This window comes from Bacillus sp. DX3.1 (assembly GCF_030292155.1).
In the GTDB taxonomy this organism is placed as follows: Bacteria; Bacillota; Bacilli; order Bacillales; family Bacillaceae_G; genus Bacillus_A.
Genome location: NZ_CP128153.1, coordinates 1,524,225 through 1,542,409, shown reverse-complemented (window position 1 = coordinate 1,542,409; position 18,185 = coordinate 1,524,225). Strand labels below are relative to the sequence as shown.

Here is an 18,185-nt window from a genome sequence, read left to right as displayed (position 1 = left end):
TTTTTATAAAATATGAATTTCTTTTTCGATTGCAGTTAACTCTTTCTGCAATTGCTCTTCGCTTTGTTCATATAGAGATATATCAATTGTTTCTGCTAATGCAAACAATACACTTTCATAATATTGTTCAACATCTTGTCGCATCGCTGCTTGTAATAGCTCCCATTTCGTTTCCCATTCTTGCTTATAATGATGAATAAATAAACTTTCTTCATCTGTTACATATTCTGATACGAAAGGTTCAAGTGTTTCTTTTACTGCTTCTTGCATCGACACTTTATCATCTTTTTCAAAAAAGCTTTTCTCATTTTTAAAATAAGAGAGTGCCTTTTTGAAATGTTTTATTTCTATTGCAGGAAACGGATCTTTATGTGTAATGACTTGATACTCATACTCCACTGTACCATTTATAGAAATGGCTTCATTTTCCACCTTACATTTTGCCACAATTTCATTCTGTACACGCCCTATCGCTTCATTCATCCATTTTTCAAGGCGCAGCGATGTTGCCCTCATTTCCTGCAATAAATCATGTTGTAAAAACGTCACAAGTTCCATGACACATGCTTGTAGCTGATTTTTCACATTTCCTTCTGTTCGAAGCGATGCCGGATTAATAAATTCAGTAAACACATCGTTATAGCGTAAAAACAAACGCTGTTTTACATAAAATAAAAGTTCTGTTGCTTCATTTTGAAGCGCTTGCTCTTCTGCTAACACACTAAATGATGAAATGATGCGAAGTAGGTCTTCACGTTCTGCTTCATATTTTTTTGTTTGTTTTTCTTTTTCATCATTTCCTTGTTTTGCCCCTTGTATCATATTAATAAGAAGCTGCTTTGCACTTTGCAAAGCACCGTATAAAGAGTGAACAGAAACGAGCATTAAATCGCGCATCATAAAGGACGTAAATGATTCTTCAAACTGCGTAATTCCAGAATTCTGCAAAATACCATATTTTTCTTTTTGAATGTTCTTTCCTTGCCTTTCCTCAAGTGCATATAAGCTTGAAATTGCAAATAAACGTGGGTTTCGAATGCCATACTGTAAGAGTTGATCTGCAATATATCCTTTTACCATCTGCAACTCATCTTCAGACTGTGCTAAGTCTGCTGCATTAATTAAGAAAAACATTTTATCAAGTGCAAATGTATCTTTTACACGGCCAAGCTGAATTAAAAATTCACGGTCCGCTCTTGAAAAGACATGATTATAATACGTCACAAATAAAATTGCATCCGCATTTTTAATATATTGGAATGCCACATCTGTATGACGTGCATTAATCGAATCTGCGCCTGGCGTATCAACAAGAGCAACCCCTTGTCTTGTTAAGGCACAATCATAGTACAATTCCATATATTCAACAAAGCATGATTTCTCTTCATTGGCAACATAATCAGAAAATTGTTCTAATGTCACACATACTTGTTCTCCTATATGATTAGAAACCGCACTATAGCCTCGCTGTACCGCTCTTAGAAAACTAAATGTCGTTTTCTGTTTCCCACTTGGTGAAGGATATGCTAATATTGTATCAATTTGCGATAAGGCTTCGTTTAACGTTGCTACATCGTGATGAAACAGCTTATAAACAGCCTTCATATCTTCAAAGAGTGCTTGCTTTGATTTAAATTGAACAATAACTGTACCATGTGGCTTTTCTTCCGTTACCGGCAAAATTTGATTAATTGTTGCTGTCGTAGGATTCGGTGATACTGGCAATACATTCTCACCAAGCAACGCGTTTGCAAATGATGATTTCCCTGCACTAAACGCTCCAAATAAAGCCACTGTAAATTGCTTCGTTTCCACACGCTTTCTCTTTTCAACGACTTCTTGATGTAAATGCTTGAGAGTAGGAAGTTGCTGCAGTACACCTTCTGCCTGCTTTACTTGCTCCATAATGCGATGAATGTTTAATTTTGCTGCAGATGTTGCTTCTTTCTCGTTATAAAGTACGATATCCTCGCTTGTTTCCTGTGCTTGCACTTTAAACTTCTCATTTACGACTTGTTTCTTACCTTGTAACACTTTCTCTACATCGATTTCATTCGGCACAGGCACACGATCGTACCAAATATCTTGCAAGTTTCTCTCATAGTTATCATATGCTTGTACATATTGTAATTTTGTTTCTTTTGCTGTCTGTATGATTGTATACTCTTCTATCTCTTCTTTTATATGAGAAATTTCTATACGTACCTTTTCTTGTAAGATACTTGTGCTTTTTTCAAAAATTTGCTGTGATTTCATGAAATACCGCTTCTTCAGCTCATTCGTAACATCTTCTGTATAAAGAAGCAAATAATCTCCAGTAAATCCTGCCCCTTGTTTAATAACATCCTCTAGTAACGCCGGTCCAAAAGAGATATACAGTGCATATATGTCTTTTCCGATTTCTTCTGTAAATAACTCTTCCTTCTTTAAAAAAGAGACGATATATTCTTTCACATGAAAATCGAGCTGCGTTTCGACTGTTTTTTGTAATGCAGAATAAAACACATCTAAACGTCTTTGTTTTTCTTGTTCTGTTTTTCCTTTTGCAAATAGCAAACCAACTTTAAATTTTGTTAGCTTTGTTTCTAAATATTGATTCGCTAATTCTCTCATCTCAAATGGCATTAAATACCCATTATCCAATATCGCTTGCAAGCCTTTTACAAATTCATTTTTCACTTCTGATTCTTTTCCAGCAATGTGCTTTTCCTTTTCAATCAGCTGTTCTTTCATTGCAATTACGTTTGGAAGAGATACTGTCGATGCTAATTCTTTTTGAAATGGAGCTAACTGTTTTTCATTTTCTGAAAGAATAAACGAAAGATGTTCTTGTAATAAATAAGCCGTCTCTCGTTCCATACCAACTTTCACATATTGCTCACGCTCTTTCATAATAGAAGAAAGTAATTGTTCTAATCGTTCAATCTCATTGTAGGGATGGTTCATCATCCGTAAAGAGGTGTAGAAAATCCCATCTACTTCAATATTCCAGTTGGAAAATGATTGTGCGACACTCTGTTGATACGCTTCAAATGATAATTCATTTTCTTTATGCTTATCAATTTGATTTACAACGAGATATACGGTTTTATTACGCTGCTTTAGTTCCTTTACGAATTGTAAATTCACTTCTGACTGGACATGATTATAGTCCATCATATAAAAAATAACGTCAGCAAGATGAAGCGTTGATTCTGTTGCCAATTGATGCGCATCATCTGTTGAATCAATTCCAGGTGTGTCAACGAGCATCACACCATCAGGAATTGGTGCATCAGTTCGATAAATATGAATACCGATGACTTCATCACCATTTTTACAAAGCTGCTTTAATTCTTCCGCTGAATACGCACCATCATGCTCATACTGCTGTCCCGATTTTACTGCAACAACAACACGATTTTGCCCCTTTTCGATTTTTACAACATTCGCGCTTGTTGGAATCGGACTTGTCGGTAATAATTGTGCTTTATATAAATGATTCATCATTGTCGATTTCCCAGCAGAAAAATGACCGCAAAATGCAATCATGAGTTGCTCTTGCTTATATTTTTGAATCACTTCAAACAACTTCAAGCTATTTTCTGTATCACCGTGCTTCTGCCATTCCTCATAAAAACAAACAAGTTTTTGTATACTGTTTGTCTGTACTATGTTTGTCATCCCCTTGTTCCCCTTTATTCCAAGATGTATATACCCTCTTATCATACTAAATTTTCAGGATATTCTCATTAAAAATAAAAAATCCCTTTCATTCTTTTTACAGATGAAAGGGATTCTATGTAAGGTCGTTCATTTTGTTGTTCCTACTCCATTTAGCACGTATTTTGTAACGACAGCATATACAGCAACCGTTCCTGCAACAAATGCATACACCATATTTATTACACCAGCCTTTTTTTGATAATGATTATCACTTTTGAGTACATTTTATCATTAAAGAGAATCATTATCAACATGAATTTCAAAAAAGAAAGCTCCTTGGGTATAAGGAGCCTTTTTACTGCCTGTTTTAAAGGAGTTTAAAACTTGTTGTGCATCTTTATTATATCTCATAACAAGTATCTTAACAGTTAAAAAAATTGGAAAATATCCTTCCACCTATTGTTTACATTTTATATAATAAAAGGAAATTGTTTGAAGGAGGAAACAAATGACACAAAGTATTTCGCAAGATGAGAGGATTCATTCCATTGATATTATTCGAGGTATTGCTATATTCGGTATTTTTCTTGTTAACTGGCCTATTATAGCTGGCATTGACTCTCGCGATATCACAGGAAGTTATGAAGGAATAGACAGCTATATCCGCCTATTTTATGACATGTTTATTCAAACAAAATTTTATACTATTTTTTCGTTTTTATTTGGATTAGGATTTTATATTTTTATGCAACGAGCTGAAATGAAGACGAATCGTCCAACAACATTATTTATTCGCCGTCTGCTCATTTTATTCTTATTCGGATTTACTCATTACGTTCTCTTTTGGGACGGAGATATTTTACATACTTATGCAATTACAGGATTTTTCTTATTATTGTTTTACAAAAGAGCTCCCCGGACCATTCTTATATGGGCACTTGTCTTACTAGGTATTTTCCAATTATTCATGTTACTAGGTAGTGTAATGCTTGCGTTTGTACCGATAGAAGAGTTAAGATCTTCCCTACCCATTATGCCTTTGGAAAACTGGGGGTTGCAGGTACAAGATCGCTTTACCACCTTTTATTCTGAATCAATCTGGTTAAACATTTCATTCCTTCCAGAATCAATCGGGTTGTTCTTACTTGGCTTATACGCTGGAAAAAAAGATATATTTCGTCGTGCTAGTGAATTGGATCAAAAACTTAAGAAATGGCAAATCATTATGTTTGTCTTAACAATCCCAATGTGGTTCTTTATGATTCGCTACTTTGTAACAAAACAACCGTATGAGCCGATATACATGTCAGGATTTACAATGTTTAGCGGTAAAACTTTATTCATCTTTTACATTTTTACGCTCATGCGTCTACTACAGAAGGAAAGATGGCAAAAAATATTACGCCCCTTTCAATTTGTAGGACGCACGGCACTGACAAACTATATTTCTCAGACTGTGATTACCTTACTAGTCTTCGGCTTAGTATTGAAAGATTCTGCTCCAGTTCCATTATGGACAGGAACGATTTTTTGCATTAGCTTTTATATACTGCAAATCTTTATCAGCCGCTGGTGGCTCTCTCGTTATCAATACGGTCCACTGGAATACATTTGGCGCCTTGGCACGTATGGACAGAAAATGCCACTCAAAAAGAAAAGCAAGGTCTCGTAAATTCGAGACCTTGCTTTTCTTATACTGCACTTTGCATCGGAACTTGCTCTTCTTTTGTTTTCTTTTTTCTTTGTGGAATCATATTAAACACGATATTTAATAACACCGCCGATGCACTTCCAAGTACAATCCCATTATCTGTTAAAATACGAATACTTTCTGGCAGCTGTGAGAATAATGTTGGAACGACTGTTACGCCAAGTCCAATTCCAACAGAACACGCCACAATTAATAAGTTCTCTTGCTTCTCAAACTTTACACTACTTAACATTTTAATCCCATATGCCATAACCATACCGAACATCGCTAGCATTGCACCGCCGAGTACTGACTTTGGAATAATCGTTGTTAATGCGGCGATTTTCGGAATAAATCCAAGGACGATTAACATGCCACCGCACGTATAGATGATTACACGGTTACGTACACCTGTTAGTTGAACAAGACCAACGTTTTGTGAGTAAGTTGTGTACGGGAATGCGTTGAAAATACCACCTAAAACCATTGCCAATCCTTCTGCACGATAACCTTTTGTTAACTCTTTCTCACCGATTTTTTTGTTACAAATATCAGATAAAGCAAAGTAAACGCCGGTTGCTTCTACAATGCCAACACATGCAACAAGAATCATCGTAATGACTGGTGTTAATTCGAACGTTGGTGTGCCAAAGTAAAACGGCTGGATACCGTGAAACCAATCTGCTTCCGCAACGGCTTGTAAGCTGACTTTCCCCATAAATGCTGCGATGATTGTACCAAATAATAGTCCAAGTAATATCGAAATAGAACGGATAAAGCCATCAAAGAAGCGATACATAATAATGATAAATAGTAAGACACCAAACGCTAACGCTAAGTTTTCAAGACTTCCGAAATCTTTACTCCCTACTCCACCAGCCATATCATTAATTGCTGCCGGGACTAATGTAACCCCAATGACTGTAACAACGGATCCTGTTACAACAGGTGGAAAAAGTTTCACGAGTTTTCCAAATAACTTTGCGAAAATAACTACGAATAATCCTGCTGCAATAATTGCTCCATATATCGAGGAAACACCGTACTGCTTACCAATCGCAATCATCGGTCCAACCGCTGTAAACGTACATCCTAATACAACAGGAAGACCAATTCCGAAAAAGCGATTCGATAAAGCTTGTAAAATAGTTGCGACACCACACATTAATAAATCGATGGACACTAAGTATGTTAATTCTCGTTGATTTAAGCCAAGTCCCCCGCCGACGATAAGTGGAACGATAATTGCTCCTGCGTACATCGCCAGCATATGCTGAATACCAAGGGAAGCGATTTTAAATGGGTGTTGCTTCATGGCTATTTCACCTCCGCAGTCTCATGCTGAACAAATGTAACAGTACCGTTATCAAGAGATGCAATTTCTGCAAGTGATTCTACACGAACACCGCTCTCACGCAGCTTTTTCCCTCCATCTTGAAATGCTTTTTCAATCACAATTCCAATTCCTGCAATGCTTGCTCCAGCCTGCTCAACTAAGCTCATTAACCCTAGAGCAGCCTGACCATTTGCTAAAAAGTCATCGATAATCAATACACGGTCATTTTCATGGATGTGATTTCTAGATAATGAAATCTCATTCGTTTCTTGTTTTGTATAAGAATATACTTTGGCAACATACATATTATCTTGTAACGTTAACGATTTACGTTTTCTTGCAAAGATAACTTTTACGCCAAGTTCTAAAGCAGCCATAACAGCTGGTGCAATTCCTGAAGATTCAATCGTCACGATTTTTGTAATATTTTCTTCTTTAAAACGCTTTGCAAACTCTTTTCCGATTTCTTGCATAAGTACTGGATCAATTTGATGATTTAAAAATGCATCCACCTTTAATACATCATCCGATAAAACCTTTCCTTCGTTCATAATCTTCTCTTGTAACACTTTCATGATTGTTCCCCCTCTTATGCAAATAAAAAACTCCAAAAGCAGTCTTCACCCAATACAAGTGAGAGACGTGCTTTTGGAGTTTCGCAAAAAAGAATGCTAAACCAGCAATATATTCGTCCTCACCCATAGTCAAAGTATTTACGGTACTTTGGTAGAAACTTGCAGGCCATATCCCCGCGATTATATGAGTGTAGTTAATTTATTTATTTATTTATAGATGGATTATAACGCACTTTTTTTACTTTGAAAAGCATTTCCACAAAAAACACGTACAAATTTTAAAAATATACACTTTTCGTTCGAGTTTTGAAAACTCTTTCATTTTAAACTGCCCCATCTAATGAGCAGTTAAAACAACTGGTCCTTCCTTCGTTATAGCTATTGTATGCTCATACTGTGCTGATAACTTACCATCCATCGTTCTTGCAGTCCATCCATTTAAATCTACCTTTGAATATCGCATACCTATATTTACGATAGGTTCAATTGTAATAACCATTCCTTCTTTTAACTCTGGTCCTTGACCTGGCTTCCCAAAGTGAAACACTGCCGGTTCTTCATGTATCATTTTACCAATTCCATGACCCGTAAAATCTCTTGCAACAGAGAATTTTTCAGCAGTTACATAACTCTCAATCGCATGACCAATATCTCCAATGTGATTTCCAATCACGGCCTGTTCAATTCCTTTATATAAAGCATTTTCCGTTACTAATAATAATTGTTTTGCTTCTTCAGAAATATTTCCTACTGCAAATGTCCAAGCTGAATCGGCAAGTCCACCATGTAAGTTTACTACCATGTCAATCGTAACAATATCTCCTTCATTTAACGGTTGATTAGTTGGAAATCCATGGCACATTTCATCGTTCACAGACGCACATATTGCATATGGATAATCGTTATATCCTTTTTGTTCAGGCGTTGCACCATACTTTTCTAAATACTTTTCAACAAATGTATCAATTTCTAAAGTTGTGATACCTGGTTGAATCATTTTTGTGATTTCTTTATGGCAAGAAGCTAACACTTTTCCAGCTTCTTGCATCGAATCTATTTCTCGTTTATTTTTTATGGTAATCATTCAATCTCTCCTCGTTTATGTCCAGTTCAATGATACACATATTTTTCAAGATCTTCAAAAAATGTTGGTATGGATATAAAAAAGGAGCCTCCCCTCTATCGGAAGTCCCTCTAAACTGATTAGCATGTATAACACATTTTTAGAAATTCAAATTTAATTTACAACTCTTATATTCCCTAAATTAGCTGTTAAATTAAATTTATAAAGTTGTTCTTCAGATAATACAGCATCTACTACACACTTTCTAATCCCATGTTTATTTATTTGAACATTGGCCTTCTGTGGAATCTTAATATAGGCGCCTGCTGCACCGCATGAACAGCTCAAATCTCCTCCTATTTCAGCCATTTCCAAATTAATCTTCCCTGAAATAGACTGAACATTAGTATGCTGGATTTTTCTTAATAAACGTATATTTGCAGGACGACTCCCAATCTTTAAATCTAAAGAATCACATAAGACATCATTTACATCCAACTTTGCAGTCTTCGTTTTAACTTGTATTTTTTCACCTTGAAGGCCCTCAAGAGTCAGTTCACCAAGATCTTGATTAATAGTTAGGTATTCCATCATTTCTTCTGGAATACCTATATCTAAATACACTGATTTGGGAAATCCAATCATAAGAATTGGAGTAATGCGAACTTCTTGTTTTAAAATTAGACGATTCGATAGTTGTTTTATTTCTATCCCCTTACAATGTCGTCCTAATGATCCATTAATAACTAATTTTGTCCCTTTTATTGCATGACAAAAAACAATTCCTCCTTTAATCTGAATCTCTATTTTACTTCTTTCATTTAATTCAACTGTTTCCTGATAGTTACTCATTGATCTCCCTCCTAAATTAATCTATTTCCATCCGATTTACTCTCTGCATCAATTCAAGAGAAACTAAGATTCCAATAGCAACAATTATTACTAATATAATAACACCTAACATAGGATTATCATAACCAGATGCCACAGTATTCCCCAAAAGTGCAATTAAGCCGAAAGAAGAAATAATTGTAATAGGAACTGATTTTTTAATAAAACCTATTCTCATAGCAATAAGGGCTACCATACTTGTTATAAAAGCAGTAATTACAATTATTAACAATGTAGAAAAAATATCCTCCTGTGAAAGAGTATCTGGAACAATAGGAGAAATTTTTTCTGTTAAACTAAAAATAATGATAGGTATGGCACTGCAAATCATCATAGCCACCGTAGTAAAACCACTTACAATAAATAATTTTACAAGTAAAATTTTCTTCCGATTAACAGGATAAGAAAATAACACTGTCATTTGTTTTCCTTTATATTCTTCAATAATAAAGCGAGTATACATTACAGATGATATAGTTGAAAAAACAATCATCCCCATTAAGATGGTAAATTTATAAATATTAGCATAATTCTGAAATTGAACTTCGTTTGTTTGTTGTGCAACAAATGCAATAAAGTAGATGAAAGCAAGCAAACCAATACTCGAAATAATACTTGCTAAAATAAACGTATTTATTTTATTTTTTCCAATTTCAAGTTGGATTAAATTAAACATACTCTTTTCCTCCTGACATAATTTTAAAGAAATATTCTTCTAACCCCTTCGGAGATTTTTTCTTTATTTCTTCCAGAAGTGCTTCCTCTATCACTACCCCATTTACAATGACTCCAATTGAATCTACAATATGTTCCAGTTCACTAAGGATATGACTTGAAATAAGAATGGTCATCCCATATTTTTCAGATAAATCTTTAAATAACACCCTCATTTCTTGAATCCCAAGTGGGTCTAGTCCATTTACTGGTTCATCCAAAATTAATAGTTTAGGTTTATGAATGAATGCACGTGCTATCGCTAATCTTTGTCGCATTCCTAATGAAAATTTAGAAACTGGTTGATCACCTGTTTGAATAAGACCTACCATTTTTAATACTTTAGAAATTTCAAATCCTTCAGCATTCATATAAGCCATATGAAATCTCAAATTCTCAGCTGCTGATAAATGCTCATAAAATACCGGGACTTCAATTAAAGTCCCTATATTTTTTAGTATCAAATCGCGCTTTTCCGTTACGTCCATTCCAAAAATTTCAACCTTCCCAGATGTAGGACGCAATAAGCCTGATAAAATTTTAAATACTGTCGTTTTACCTGCACCATTGGCACCTAAAAATCCATAAACAGTGTTTGCTTTTACCGTCATCGTACTTCCTTTAATAACCTCTGAACCAGCAAATGTTTTTATCAAGTTGTTTGTTTTTACGGCAACATTATTCATTAATACCACCCCGTTCTATATTTGGATAATGATTCATAAGTTCTTTTATTAATTGATCACTTACAATATCAACCCCTAACTGTCTCATCATATATTGCAAAAACCTTATCCGATTAATCGTTTCTGATTTTTTACGATTAAATAGGATTGGGTTCGTCCAAACATCCATCAAAAGCATAAAAACTTCTGCACATTCATTGGGATATTCCGTTGTAATAGAACCATCTGCTATCCCTTGTTTCATGATTTCCGTAAATATTAACGCTTCTTTATTTACACTTGCTTTTATTCCTTGCACAATAAACTGCGGATTTTTTATTTGGTAATTCAAAATATCATCAATAGAGTGAATGTTTTTATCTGATGCAATTCTTTCTAAAATTTTTATTAACTTATCCCTACTATTTACTGAATCAATACTGTTAACTAATTGCTCCAACATCTCGTAAGTATAATTAAACTGCCGTTCCATGACTGCTTCTAATATATCTTCTTTCGATTTAAAATGATGAAAAATAGCTCCTCTTGACATCCCAAGAGAATCAACAATATCTTGTATGCTCGTTTTATCAAAACCTTTTTCACTAAACAGTTTTGTGGCCACTGTTAAGATTTTTTCAATTGTTTGTTTAGAATCTTTACTTCGCATTTAAAAACCCTCTTTCATCCTTCAATACCGAACGTCGGTATGTTTAGATTAACATCACAATATTTTCATGTCAATATACTCCATTAAAGAATAATCTAAATTTTTTAAAAAGATATTCTTTTCATCTCCGAAATTTTTTATCATCCCTAGATAACTTCAATATATAAACCGCTTCACATTACAAAATCTATAAAAAGTCCCAGTATATCAATTTCTCATCATAGACATGGTTTTTATTGTATCAATGAACAATTTTTGAAACCACAATGCGTCACGTAAAAGTCATCTGAATTTTTTGTATTATAAAATTGAAAGATTTTACTTATCCAAGGAGGGGTAATACGGGAGAGCGCAAATTACAACAACCTAAAACAGAGAACGAACAAAAAAGTTCTTTAAAAGGAAGAGGTGATTAAAAAATGATAAGTACACTTAATGGTAAACTCATAAACCAAATCGCAATCTTCTTCAGCGCTTTTACACTATTTATGTTGTTTGCTGACATTATTGGATTAACACAACCTTTCGCACAAACCTCTATTACATTATATTTTCTTTGGTTTAGCTACTATCCTTACCTTTTTAGGCATAAAAAAAGAATTGAGTAAATTCGCTTTTATCGCATTAGCTATTTGTATTGGAATACATCTACTCTACAGCATTATATTTATCACGACGTGGATCATAGTGGGTACACCGTAATTATAAAATAAAAAGGACGAATAAATTAATTCGCGTCCTTTTTATTTTGTATGTTTAGAAATGTTATACAGATAATTTTTTCTTACAACTCATAAATCTCTTTATATTTCGCTTCTAAATAATCCGCTAAATAATTCGCATTTAATCCTTCACCTGTTACATCTTCTAAAATTTCTAACGGTTTTTTTGTTTTTCCATATTGATGAATATTTTTTGTCAACCATTCACGAATTGGTGTCACATTTCCTTCTTCTAGTAATGCATCAAAGTTTGGAATCTCATCTAGCATCTTCTGTTTAAATTGCGCTGCGTACATATAACCGAGTGCATAAGATGGGAAGTATCCAAAAGATCCATCTGCCCAATGTATATCTTGTAGTACACCCTCCGCATCCGTTTCTGGGCGGATACCTAAATAATTCTCCATCTTGTCATTCCATGCTGCTGGTAAGTCTTTTACTTCCAATGTTCCATCAAATAACTCTTTCTCGAGCTCATAACGAACCATAACGTGAAGCGGATATGTAAGTTCATCTGCCTCAATACGTATAAAGGAAGGCTTTGATTCATTAATAGCATCATAGAATTCATCTACAGATACATTTTCAAATTGCCCATCACTAAATTGTTTCAATACATCATAATTTTTCTTCCAGAATGATTTATTACGTCCGATAAAGTTTTCAAAAAATAGCGATTGCGACTCGTGAATCCCCATTGATGTACCTTCGCAAAGCGGCGTTCCTTCTAATGCTTCTGAAATATTTTGTTCATAGACTGCATGCCCACATTCATGAATTGTTCCGAAAACTGCCATACGGAAGTCATTCTCATCATAACGAGTCGTAATACGAACATCCCCTCTATTTAATGTAATTTCAAAAGGATGTATCGTTTCATCTAGACGCCCTGCATCAAAATTATAATTTAATTGTTTTAGTAACTCTAAGGTAAAATTCTTTTGTTGTTCTTTTGAAAAATGCTCAAATAAAACATTTGTTTTTAATTCTTTATTGGATTCAGAAATTTCTTTTACAAGCGGAACAATCCGCTCACGTAGTTGTCCAAACACATGGTCTAATACTTCTACTGTCATACCTGGCTCATACATATCTAAAAGTGTATTATACTTGTATGTTTCATAACCCCAATATGTAATAAATTTCTTCTTATATTCAACAATTTTTTCTAAGTATGGACGGAACATTTCAAAATCAGATTTTTCACGTGCTTCTCCCCAAACACTTTCCGATTTTGCTTGTAATTTGACATACTCTTCATACTCAGCCTGTGGAATTTTTTTATTTCGATCATATTCTTTACGGCACTCTTCTACAATTTTTTTTGTAGTTTCAGAAATTTTATTATCAGAAATTAGAAGTTCTAATTCAGTTAAATACTTTTCCATTTCGTCAGAAGTTGACAACGCGAACACTTCTGATGAAAGCATCCCAATTACTTCGGAGCGCTGATCTACCCCTTTTTTTGGTGCCCCTGTTCGTAAATCCCAAAACATTAGGCTTAATGCTTCTCCATAATTATCTATCTTTTTCACGTGTGCTAAAAATTCTTTTTCTACTTCATATGTAGCGATTGTCATATTATATTGCCTCCTTTTTCTTCCTCACCTTATTTCGACATAAAGATATAAAATCCTTTTCTAAAAGAAAAAGCTTGGCAAATGCCAAGCTTATTGTAATACTTTTCCTTCCACTGGAAGTACTTGTTTTACAGCCTCTACTACCTTTTCGTTTTCATCTTCTGATAAGAATAAAGAAATGTATCCTTTATCTTCGCTCGTACGAATCAGACGACCAATTCCTTGACGAAGGCGTAAAATCATATACGGTACATCTACATCCCAAAACGGATCATTTACATGTTTGCGTTTCGCTTCAAACACCGGATCATTTGGAGGGAATGGAAGTGACCAAATAATAACATGTGATAGTGAAGATCCCGGAATATCTAGCCCTTCCCATAAATGAACAGCACATAGTACCGTTTCTTCTTCATTTTGGAAGCGAGAAACAAGCTGACTAATCTCCTGGTCTCCTTCATATAAGAACGGAACAGACATTTGCTCCTTATTTACATATTCTTTAAATGCCGCAAGCTCTTGCATTGTACGGAATAACACTAACGTACGTCCATTTGTTTTTTGAATGTGCTCAAGTGTATACTGGCATTTTCTTTCCCACTCATTTTCTTTCTTATACGATGGTAAATATACTTTCATTTGCTCTTCATAATCAAATGGAGAAGCAACTGAGAATGATAAGTAATCTTTTACCCCTAAACTATTTGCTGAAAATGCAAATGAGTCATTGTCAGATAATGTAGCAGAAGAGAAAATGTAAGGAATTTTTTTCGAGAATACTTTCTCTTGTAATACTTCTTCCACCGCACGTGGCATGATAACTAATGTAAAAGCACCGTCTCCTTCTTCTCCCCATGTAATTACATTTTTCTCATGCATAAAGAGACGAAGCGAATGCTCCAATACATCTAAGTGCTCATCAACAATATTTAAATCGTATGTGTTCACTGTATGCATTTCGCTTTCAAACACAAGCGCATCACCGACTTCAGAAATTTTCGCATAGAGTCGTTTTGCCTCTGTCGTCACTTTTTCGGTTACTGCAATTTCTAAACGATCAGATCCAGCAATTTCTTTTTTGCTTTCTTTTAATACATCAAAGAAGCGCTCTGTTTGCCAAATTGTTTCTTCTACTAAATGAGCAAACTCTTCACGAATATCATTTTGTAATAATCTAGTTAATAATTGCTCCATCATCGTTTGTTTTAAGCGGTACGTAAGTGCTTTTTGCGCCGCATATTCTACAAGATGGCCTTCATCAAAGACAACGCAGCTACTTTCTGGTAAAAGCGGCATTTGTCCTTCACGTTTACGTGCATCATATGTCCAAATATGGTCCATATAGAAATCTTGTGAACAAATTATTAAATCTGCTGCTTTACGATAATGTTCACGAGATAGTGTTTGTCCGCAGCGATGACGAGAATCACATGTGAAACAGTCTTGGAAATAATCCCAAGATACCTTTGACCATTCTTCATTATTTAATAATGGAAACTCTTTTCGATCACCGTAATGACTAAAGTTTTGCATTGTTCCATGATCAAATACAAATTGAGGCAATTCATAATATAAATCCTCAATCACTTCTGGAGCTCGTCCACTCATTACATCTTCAAGTTTACGTAAACATAAATAATTATCCATTGATTTTGCTAAACGCACATCAACAGATAATCCTAATGCTTCAGATAACTTCGCAATGTCTCCTTCTTCTTTCACAAGCTGCTCAATTAACGTTTCGTCTGCGCAAGCAATAATTGCCGGCTTACCTGTATAACGTGCATAACAAATCGCATACAGAAGATATACAATTGTTTTCCCTGTTCCAACACCTGCTTCTGCAAACATTACTTGCTTCTCTTGAAATGCCCGTTCTAACTGGAATGCCATAAAAATTTGTTCATCACGTTCTTCAAAACCTTTTTCTGGAAGGATATCGTAAAACACATCTCCAATCCACTCATTCAACTTATCATAAAAATTATCTTGCTTCCCCACTTCAAATGGTAACCTTTTCTCAGTAAACATCCTTTGCCTCCAACCAAAAAGTTTTTCTATAAAAAGATATAGCAACCGCTATTTACAAAAATGCAGTTGCTTTCCCCTGTTGTAATACATAAAAATGAGCGAAAAAAGTTTTCCTTTATACAAAGGAAAACTTTTTACTCTATTAATGACTTTAAGTACCGCTTTTCGATTAACGTTTCATGTGACAGCGCTGATAAATATTCTTCGCGTGCTCTTTGTATTTCATCTATCGCTGTCCCTTGAAGTTCTTCCCCTAATTCATCATACGTACGATGAATGGCCTTTTGAATCATTGAAAATTGGAAACCATCCATATCATTTCCTCCTTTAGCACATTACATAATAGCCAGTATATGCGTGCGAAAGAGGTTTTATACTATGAATTACGGGGTGGGCGTTTACCGAAATACTGATAGTAATCAGTTCGAATAAACCCGTTAAATAATTTACGTTTTTTTGACGCTTCTTTTCCGTAACATTTTTCAAATTCTTCATGGCTCGTTAATAAATATAGAGACCACGTATCTAACGGACGGAACACTTGTCCCATTTCCTTATACAACTTTTCAACAAGCGGTCTTTCACTTAAACGCTCCCCGTATGGAGGATTCGTTACAACATAGCCATATTCCTCTTTTGTTGTAAAATCCTTTACTTGCATCTGTTTAAATGAAATTAAGTCACCAAGACCAACCTCATCTGCATTATCTTGTGCAACTCTTATCATACGGTGGTCTATATCTGAACCAATAATTTGTAGTGGCTGATCATACTTCGCTAAATCCTCTGCTTCTTGACGAGCTTCACGCCAATTATCTTTACCAATCCATCCCCATGCATCTGAAGCAAACTCGCGGTTAAAACCTGGAGCAATATTTTGACCAATTAACGCTGCTTCAATCGGAATTGTTCCAGAACCACAAAATGGATCAACAAACGGACGATCGGCCTTCCAATTTGTAAGCATAATTAAAGATGCTGCTAACGTTTCTTTCAGCGGTGCCTCACCTTGTTCAAGACGATATCCACGCTTATGAAGTCCAACGCCACTTGCATCAATTGTCAATGTCGCAATATCTTTTAACATTGCAATCTCAATACGGAATAAAGGACCATCTTCTTCAAACCAAGTTGTACGTTTATATGTTGTCTTTAACTTCTCAACGACAGCCTTTTTCACAATACGTTGGCAATCTGAAACGCTAAATAATGTTGATTTCAAAGATTTACCAATTACAGGGAATTCTCCATTTTCCGGGATATAGTCTCCCCAATTTAATGCTTTTGTCTTTTCAAACAACTCATCAAATGTTGTTGCTTTAAATTCACCAACTTTAATTTTCACACGATCTGCTGTACGCAGCCATAAATTGCTACGGCAAATTGCTTTTTCATCCGCTTCAAACGTTACTTTTCCGTTTTCTACTTGGCATTCATACCCAAGATCACGAACTTCTCTTGCAACTAAAGCCTCAATACCCATTGCTGCTGTTGCAATTAAAGTAACTTTTCCCATTTTCATTCACCTCTTATGTATAATCAAATACTTATTGACAGCTTCTTTTCCTCTGTGAATAAGTTGAAATTATGAATTCTTAACCTATTTACCATTTTAACTCACATGCTATAACTTCATACAAATAAAAAGCCCTCCTCTTACAAAGGAGAGCTGAGTCATTCCATAATTGGTTCATAACGTTCTGTAAGCCATGTTCTGTTCCTTTGTACTGCAAACGGCTCGCGCCTCGTACTCCGGTGGCAATCATCTATCTACAGAGCAATTTCTCTGTCCTTTTCCATCGTTCATTTCCTTGGAAAAGATTCCCCTACCATTATTTGGGTTTCTCGCTCGTGGGGTTTACCTCGTTCCACTCCCATCATTTCTTCAGGGACTTCGTCACTGTGGCACTTTAAAGGTAGTCAAACCATATCCAAAAGGACTTAGGTTTTTTCCCTGCCGTTAATCCAGCCTTACAGCCAGAATACCCTAGCTTATGAATTGGCTAGGCACGAACACTACAACCATCTCAGGTCGTGCGAGCATGGACTTTCCTCTACAACGTTGGCGTTGCAGCGATTACCCAAACGTTATGACAAACATTATTATAGTGGAAACAAAAAGATTTTGCAACGTTTTTTATATGTATATGCTACAATCTTTCTTCTTTCCTTCTATTATTCGTATAGCTTACTTCCAAATACAGCTTTTTCTAGATTTGATAGACGTTTTAAAATATCTGTATTTGTATTGTTGTATACAGGCTGTGGAACTGGTGTTGGAGCTGGTTGCTGCGGAACTTGCGTTACCGCTACTTTTTGTTCTTCTAATTCACGTTTCAATCGAGCATTCTGTTGCTTTAATTGTTCTAGTTCTTTATGGAATGCCTCGTAATCCTTAATTACCATATCAAGAAACTTATCTACTTCTTCTTGCTGATAACCTCGCATACCTGTTTTAAACTCTTTTTCCAAAATATCTTTCGCTGTTAACTTAATTTTTTCAGAAATCATTTTCTTCACCTCAAATTTTTACCAAAACTTTCATTAACTAAATTTTTTCAGAAACAACGTCTTTTGTCAATAACATATACATAAGCCACTTT

At 35.0% G+C, this 18,185-nt stretch carries 14 protein-coding genes, 1 other RNA gene and 1 riboswitch; of the genes, 1 reads left to right on the top strand and 14 read right to left on the bottom strand.

Going from position 1 to position 18,185, the window contains the following annotated elements; translation table 11 throughout:
• Window positions 1–3 precede the first annotated feature (3 nt).
• On the bottom strand, window positions 4–3,663 hold the full coding sequence (locus QRE67_RS07705) for a dynamin family protein (RefSeq protein WP_286124313.1): 3,660 nt from the start codon (window positions 3,661–3,663) through the stop codon (window positions 4–6).
• Between the two features lie 490 nt (window positions 3,664–4,153).
• Here QRE67_RS07705 and QRE67_RS07700 point away from each other — a divergent pair, with 490 nt between their 5' ends.
• Window positions 4,154–5,317: a DUF418 domain-containing protein gene (locus QRE67_RS07700; RefSeq protein ID WP_286124312.1), complete on the top strand. Its 1,164-nt coding sequence runs from the start codon at window positions 4,154–4,156 to the stop codon at window positions 5,315–5,317.
• A 19-nt stretch (window positions 5,318–5,336) separates the two neighbouring features.
• Here QRE67_RS07700 and pbuX read toward each other — a convergent pair whose 3' ends face one another.
• The 13 genes from pbuX to gpsB form a co-directional block, all read right to left on the bottom strand.
• Complete coding sequence (pbuX, locus tag QRE67_RS07695) at window positions 5,337–6,650, bottom strand: xanthine permease PbuX (RefSeq protein WP_286124311.1); 1,314 nt, start codon at window positions 6,648–6,650, stop codon at window positions 5,337–5,339.
• A gap of 2 nt (window positions 6,651–6,652) precedes the next feature.
• Window positions 6,653–7,246, bottom strand: a complete 594-nt coding sequence (locus tag QRE67_RS07690; RefSeq protein WP_286124310.1) for a xanthine phosphoribosyltransferase — start codon at window positions 7,244–7,246, stop codon at window positions 6,653–6,655.
• A 106-nt stretch (window positions 7,247–7,352) separates the two neighbouring features.
• Window positions 7,353–7,454: riboswitch (purine riboswitch) on the bottom strand.
• A 129-nt stretch (window positions 7,455–7,583) separates the two neighbouring features.
• Complete coding sequence (locus QRE67_RS07685; RefSeq protein WP_286124309.1) at window positions 7,584–8,330, bottom strand: type I methionyl aminopeptidase; 747 nt, start codon at window positions 8,328–8,330, stop codon at window positions 7,584–7,586.
• 153 nt (window positions 8,331–8,483) lie between these two features.
• Complete coding sequence (locus QRE67_RS07680) at window positions 8,484–9,161, bottom strand: DUF4097 family beta strand repeat-containing protein (RefSeq protein ID WP_286124308.1); 678 nt, start codon at window positions 9,159–9,161, stop codon at window positions 8,484–8,486.
• A 16-nt stretch (window positions 9,162–9,177) separates the two neighbouring features.
• On the bottom strand, window positions 9,178–9,876 hold the full coding sequence (locus QRE67_RS07675; RefSeq protein ID WP_286124307.1) for an ABC transporter permease: 699 nt from the start codon (window positions 9,874–9,876) through the stop codon (window positions 9,178–9,180).
• Window positions 9,869–10,600 (bottom strand): ABC transporter ATP-binding protein, encoded by a 732-nt coding sequence (locus QRE67_RS07670; RefSeq protein ID WP_286124305.1) that lies wholly within the window; start codon window positions 10,598–10,600, stop codon window positions 9,869–9,871. Before QRE67_RS07670 ends, QRE67_RS07675 begins: the two co-directional genes overlap by 8 nt.
• Window positions 10,593–11,249 (bottom strand): TetR/AcrR family transcriptional regulator, encoded by a 657-nt coding sequence (locus QRE67_RS07665; protein WP_286124304.1) that lies wholly within the window; start codon window positions 11,247–11,249, stop codon window positions 10,593–10,595. The genes QRE67_RS07670 and QRE67_RS07665 overlap by 8 nt, the downstream gene beginning before the upstream one ends.
• 784 nt (window positions 11,250–12,033) lie before the next feature.
• Window positions 12,034–13,551, bottom strand: coding sequence for a carboxypeptidase M32 (locus QRE67_RS07660; RefSeq protein WP_286124303.1), 1,518 nt, complete (start codon window positions 13,549–13,551; stop codon window positions 12,034–12,036).
• 90 nt (window positions 13,552–13,641) lie between these two features.
• Window positions 13,642–15,582 carry an ATP-dependent DNA helicase gene (locus QRE67_RS07655; protein ID WP_286124302.1) on the bottom strand — a complete coding sequence of 647 codons (1,941 nt, stop codon included), beginning with the start codon at window positions 15,580–15,582 and terminating at the stop codon, window positions 13,642–13,644.
• A 134-nt stretch (window positions 15,583–15,716) separates the two neighbouring features.
• Complete coding sequence (locus QRE67_RS07650) at window positions 15,717–15,896, bottom strand: DUF3921 family protein (RefSeq protein WP_286124301.1); 180 nt, start codon at window positions 15,894–15,896, stop codon at window positions 15,717–15,719.
• Between the two features lie 62 nt (window positions 15,897–15,958).
• On the bottom strand, window positions 15,959–17,098 hold the full coding sequence (locus QRE67_RS07645) for a THUMP domain-containing class I SAM-dependent RNA methyltransferase (protein ID WP_286124300.1): 1,140 nt from the start codon (window positions 17,096–17,098) through the stop codon (window positions 15,959–15,961).
• A 182-nt stretch (window positions 17,099–17,280) separates the two neighbouring features.
• Window positions 17,281–17,671, bottom strand: an RNA gene (gene rnpB, locus QRE67_RS07640) — RNase P RNA component class B.
• Between the two features lie 86 nt (window positions 17,672–17,757).
• The gene (gene gpsB, locus QRE67_RS07635) at window positions 17,758–18,093 is read right to left on the bottom strand and encodes a cell division regulator GpsB (RefSeq protein WP_286124299.1); all 336 of its coding nucleotides are present in this window, start codon (window positions 18,091–18,093) and stop codon (window positions 17,758–17,760) included.
• Between the last annotated feature and the right edge of the window lie 92 nt (window positions 18,094–18,185).

Coding starts and splice junctions, on each gene's coding strand:
- QRE67_RS07705 (WP_286124313.1), bottom strand. CDS start 3,663: ATGACAAACATAGTACAGACAAACAGTATACAAAAACTTGTTTGTTTT.
- QRE67_RS07700 (WP_286124312.1), top strand. CDS start 4,154: ATGACACAAAGTATTTCGCAAGATGAGAGGATTCATTCCATTGATATT.
- pbuX (WP_286124311.1), bottom strand. CDS start 6,650: ATGAAGCAACACCCATTTAAAATCGCTTCCCTTGGTATTCAGCATATG.
- QRE67_RS07690 (WP_286124310.1), bottom strand. CDS start 7,246: ATGAAAGTGTTACAAGAGAAGATTATGAACGAAGGAAAGGTTTTATCG.
- QRE67_RS07685 (WP_286124309.1), bottom strand. CDS start 8,330: ATGATTACCATAAAAAATAAACGAGAAATAGATTCGATGCAAGAAGCT.
- QRE67_RS07680 (WP_286124308.1), bottom strand. CDS start 9,161: ATGAGTAACTATCAGGAAACAGTTGAATTAAATGAAAGAAGTAAAATA.
- QRE67_RS07675 (WP_286124307.1), bottom strand. CDS start 9,876: ATGTTTAATTTAATCCAACTTGAAATTGGAAAAAATAAAATAAATACG.
- QRE67_RS07670 (WP_286124305.1), bottom strand. CDS start 10,600: ATGAATAATGTTGCCGTAAAAACAAACAACTTGATAAAAACATTTGCT.
- QRE67_RS07665 (WP_286124304.1), bottom strand. CDS start 11,249: ATGCGAAGTAAAGATTCTAAACAAACAATTGAAAAAATCTTAACAGTG.
- QRE67_RS07660 (WP_286124303.1), bottom strand. CDS start 13,551: ATGACAATCGCTACATATGAAGTAGAAAAAGAATTTTTAGCACACGTG.
- QRE67_RS07655 (WP_286124302.1), bottom strand. CDS start 15,582: ATGTTTACTGAGAAAAGGTTACCATTTGAAGTGGGGAAGCAAGATAAT.
- QRE67_RS07650 (WP_286124301.1), bottom strand. CDS start 15,896: ATGGATGGTTTCCAATTTTCAATGATTCAAAAGGCCATTCATCGTACG.
- QRE67_RS07645 (WP_286124300.1), bottom strand. CDS start 17,098: ATGGGAAAAGTTACTTTAATTGCAACAGCAGCAATGGGTATTGAGGCT.
- gpsB (WP_286124299.1), bottom strand. CDS start 18,093: ATGATTTCTGAAAAAATTAAGTTAACAGCGAAAGATATTTTGGAAAAA.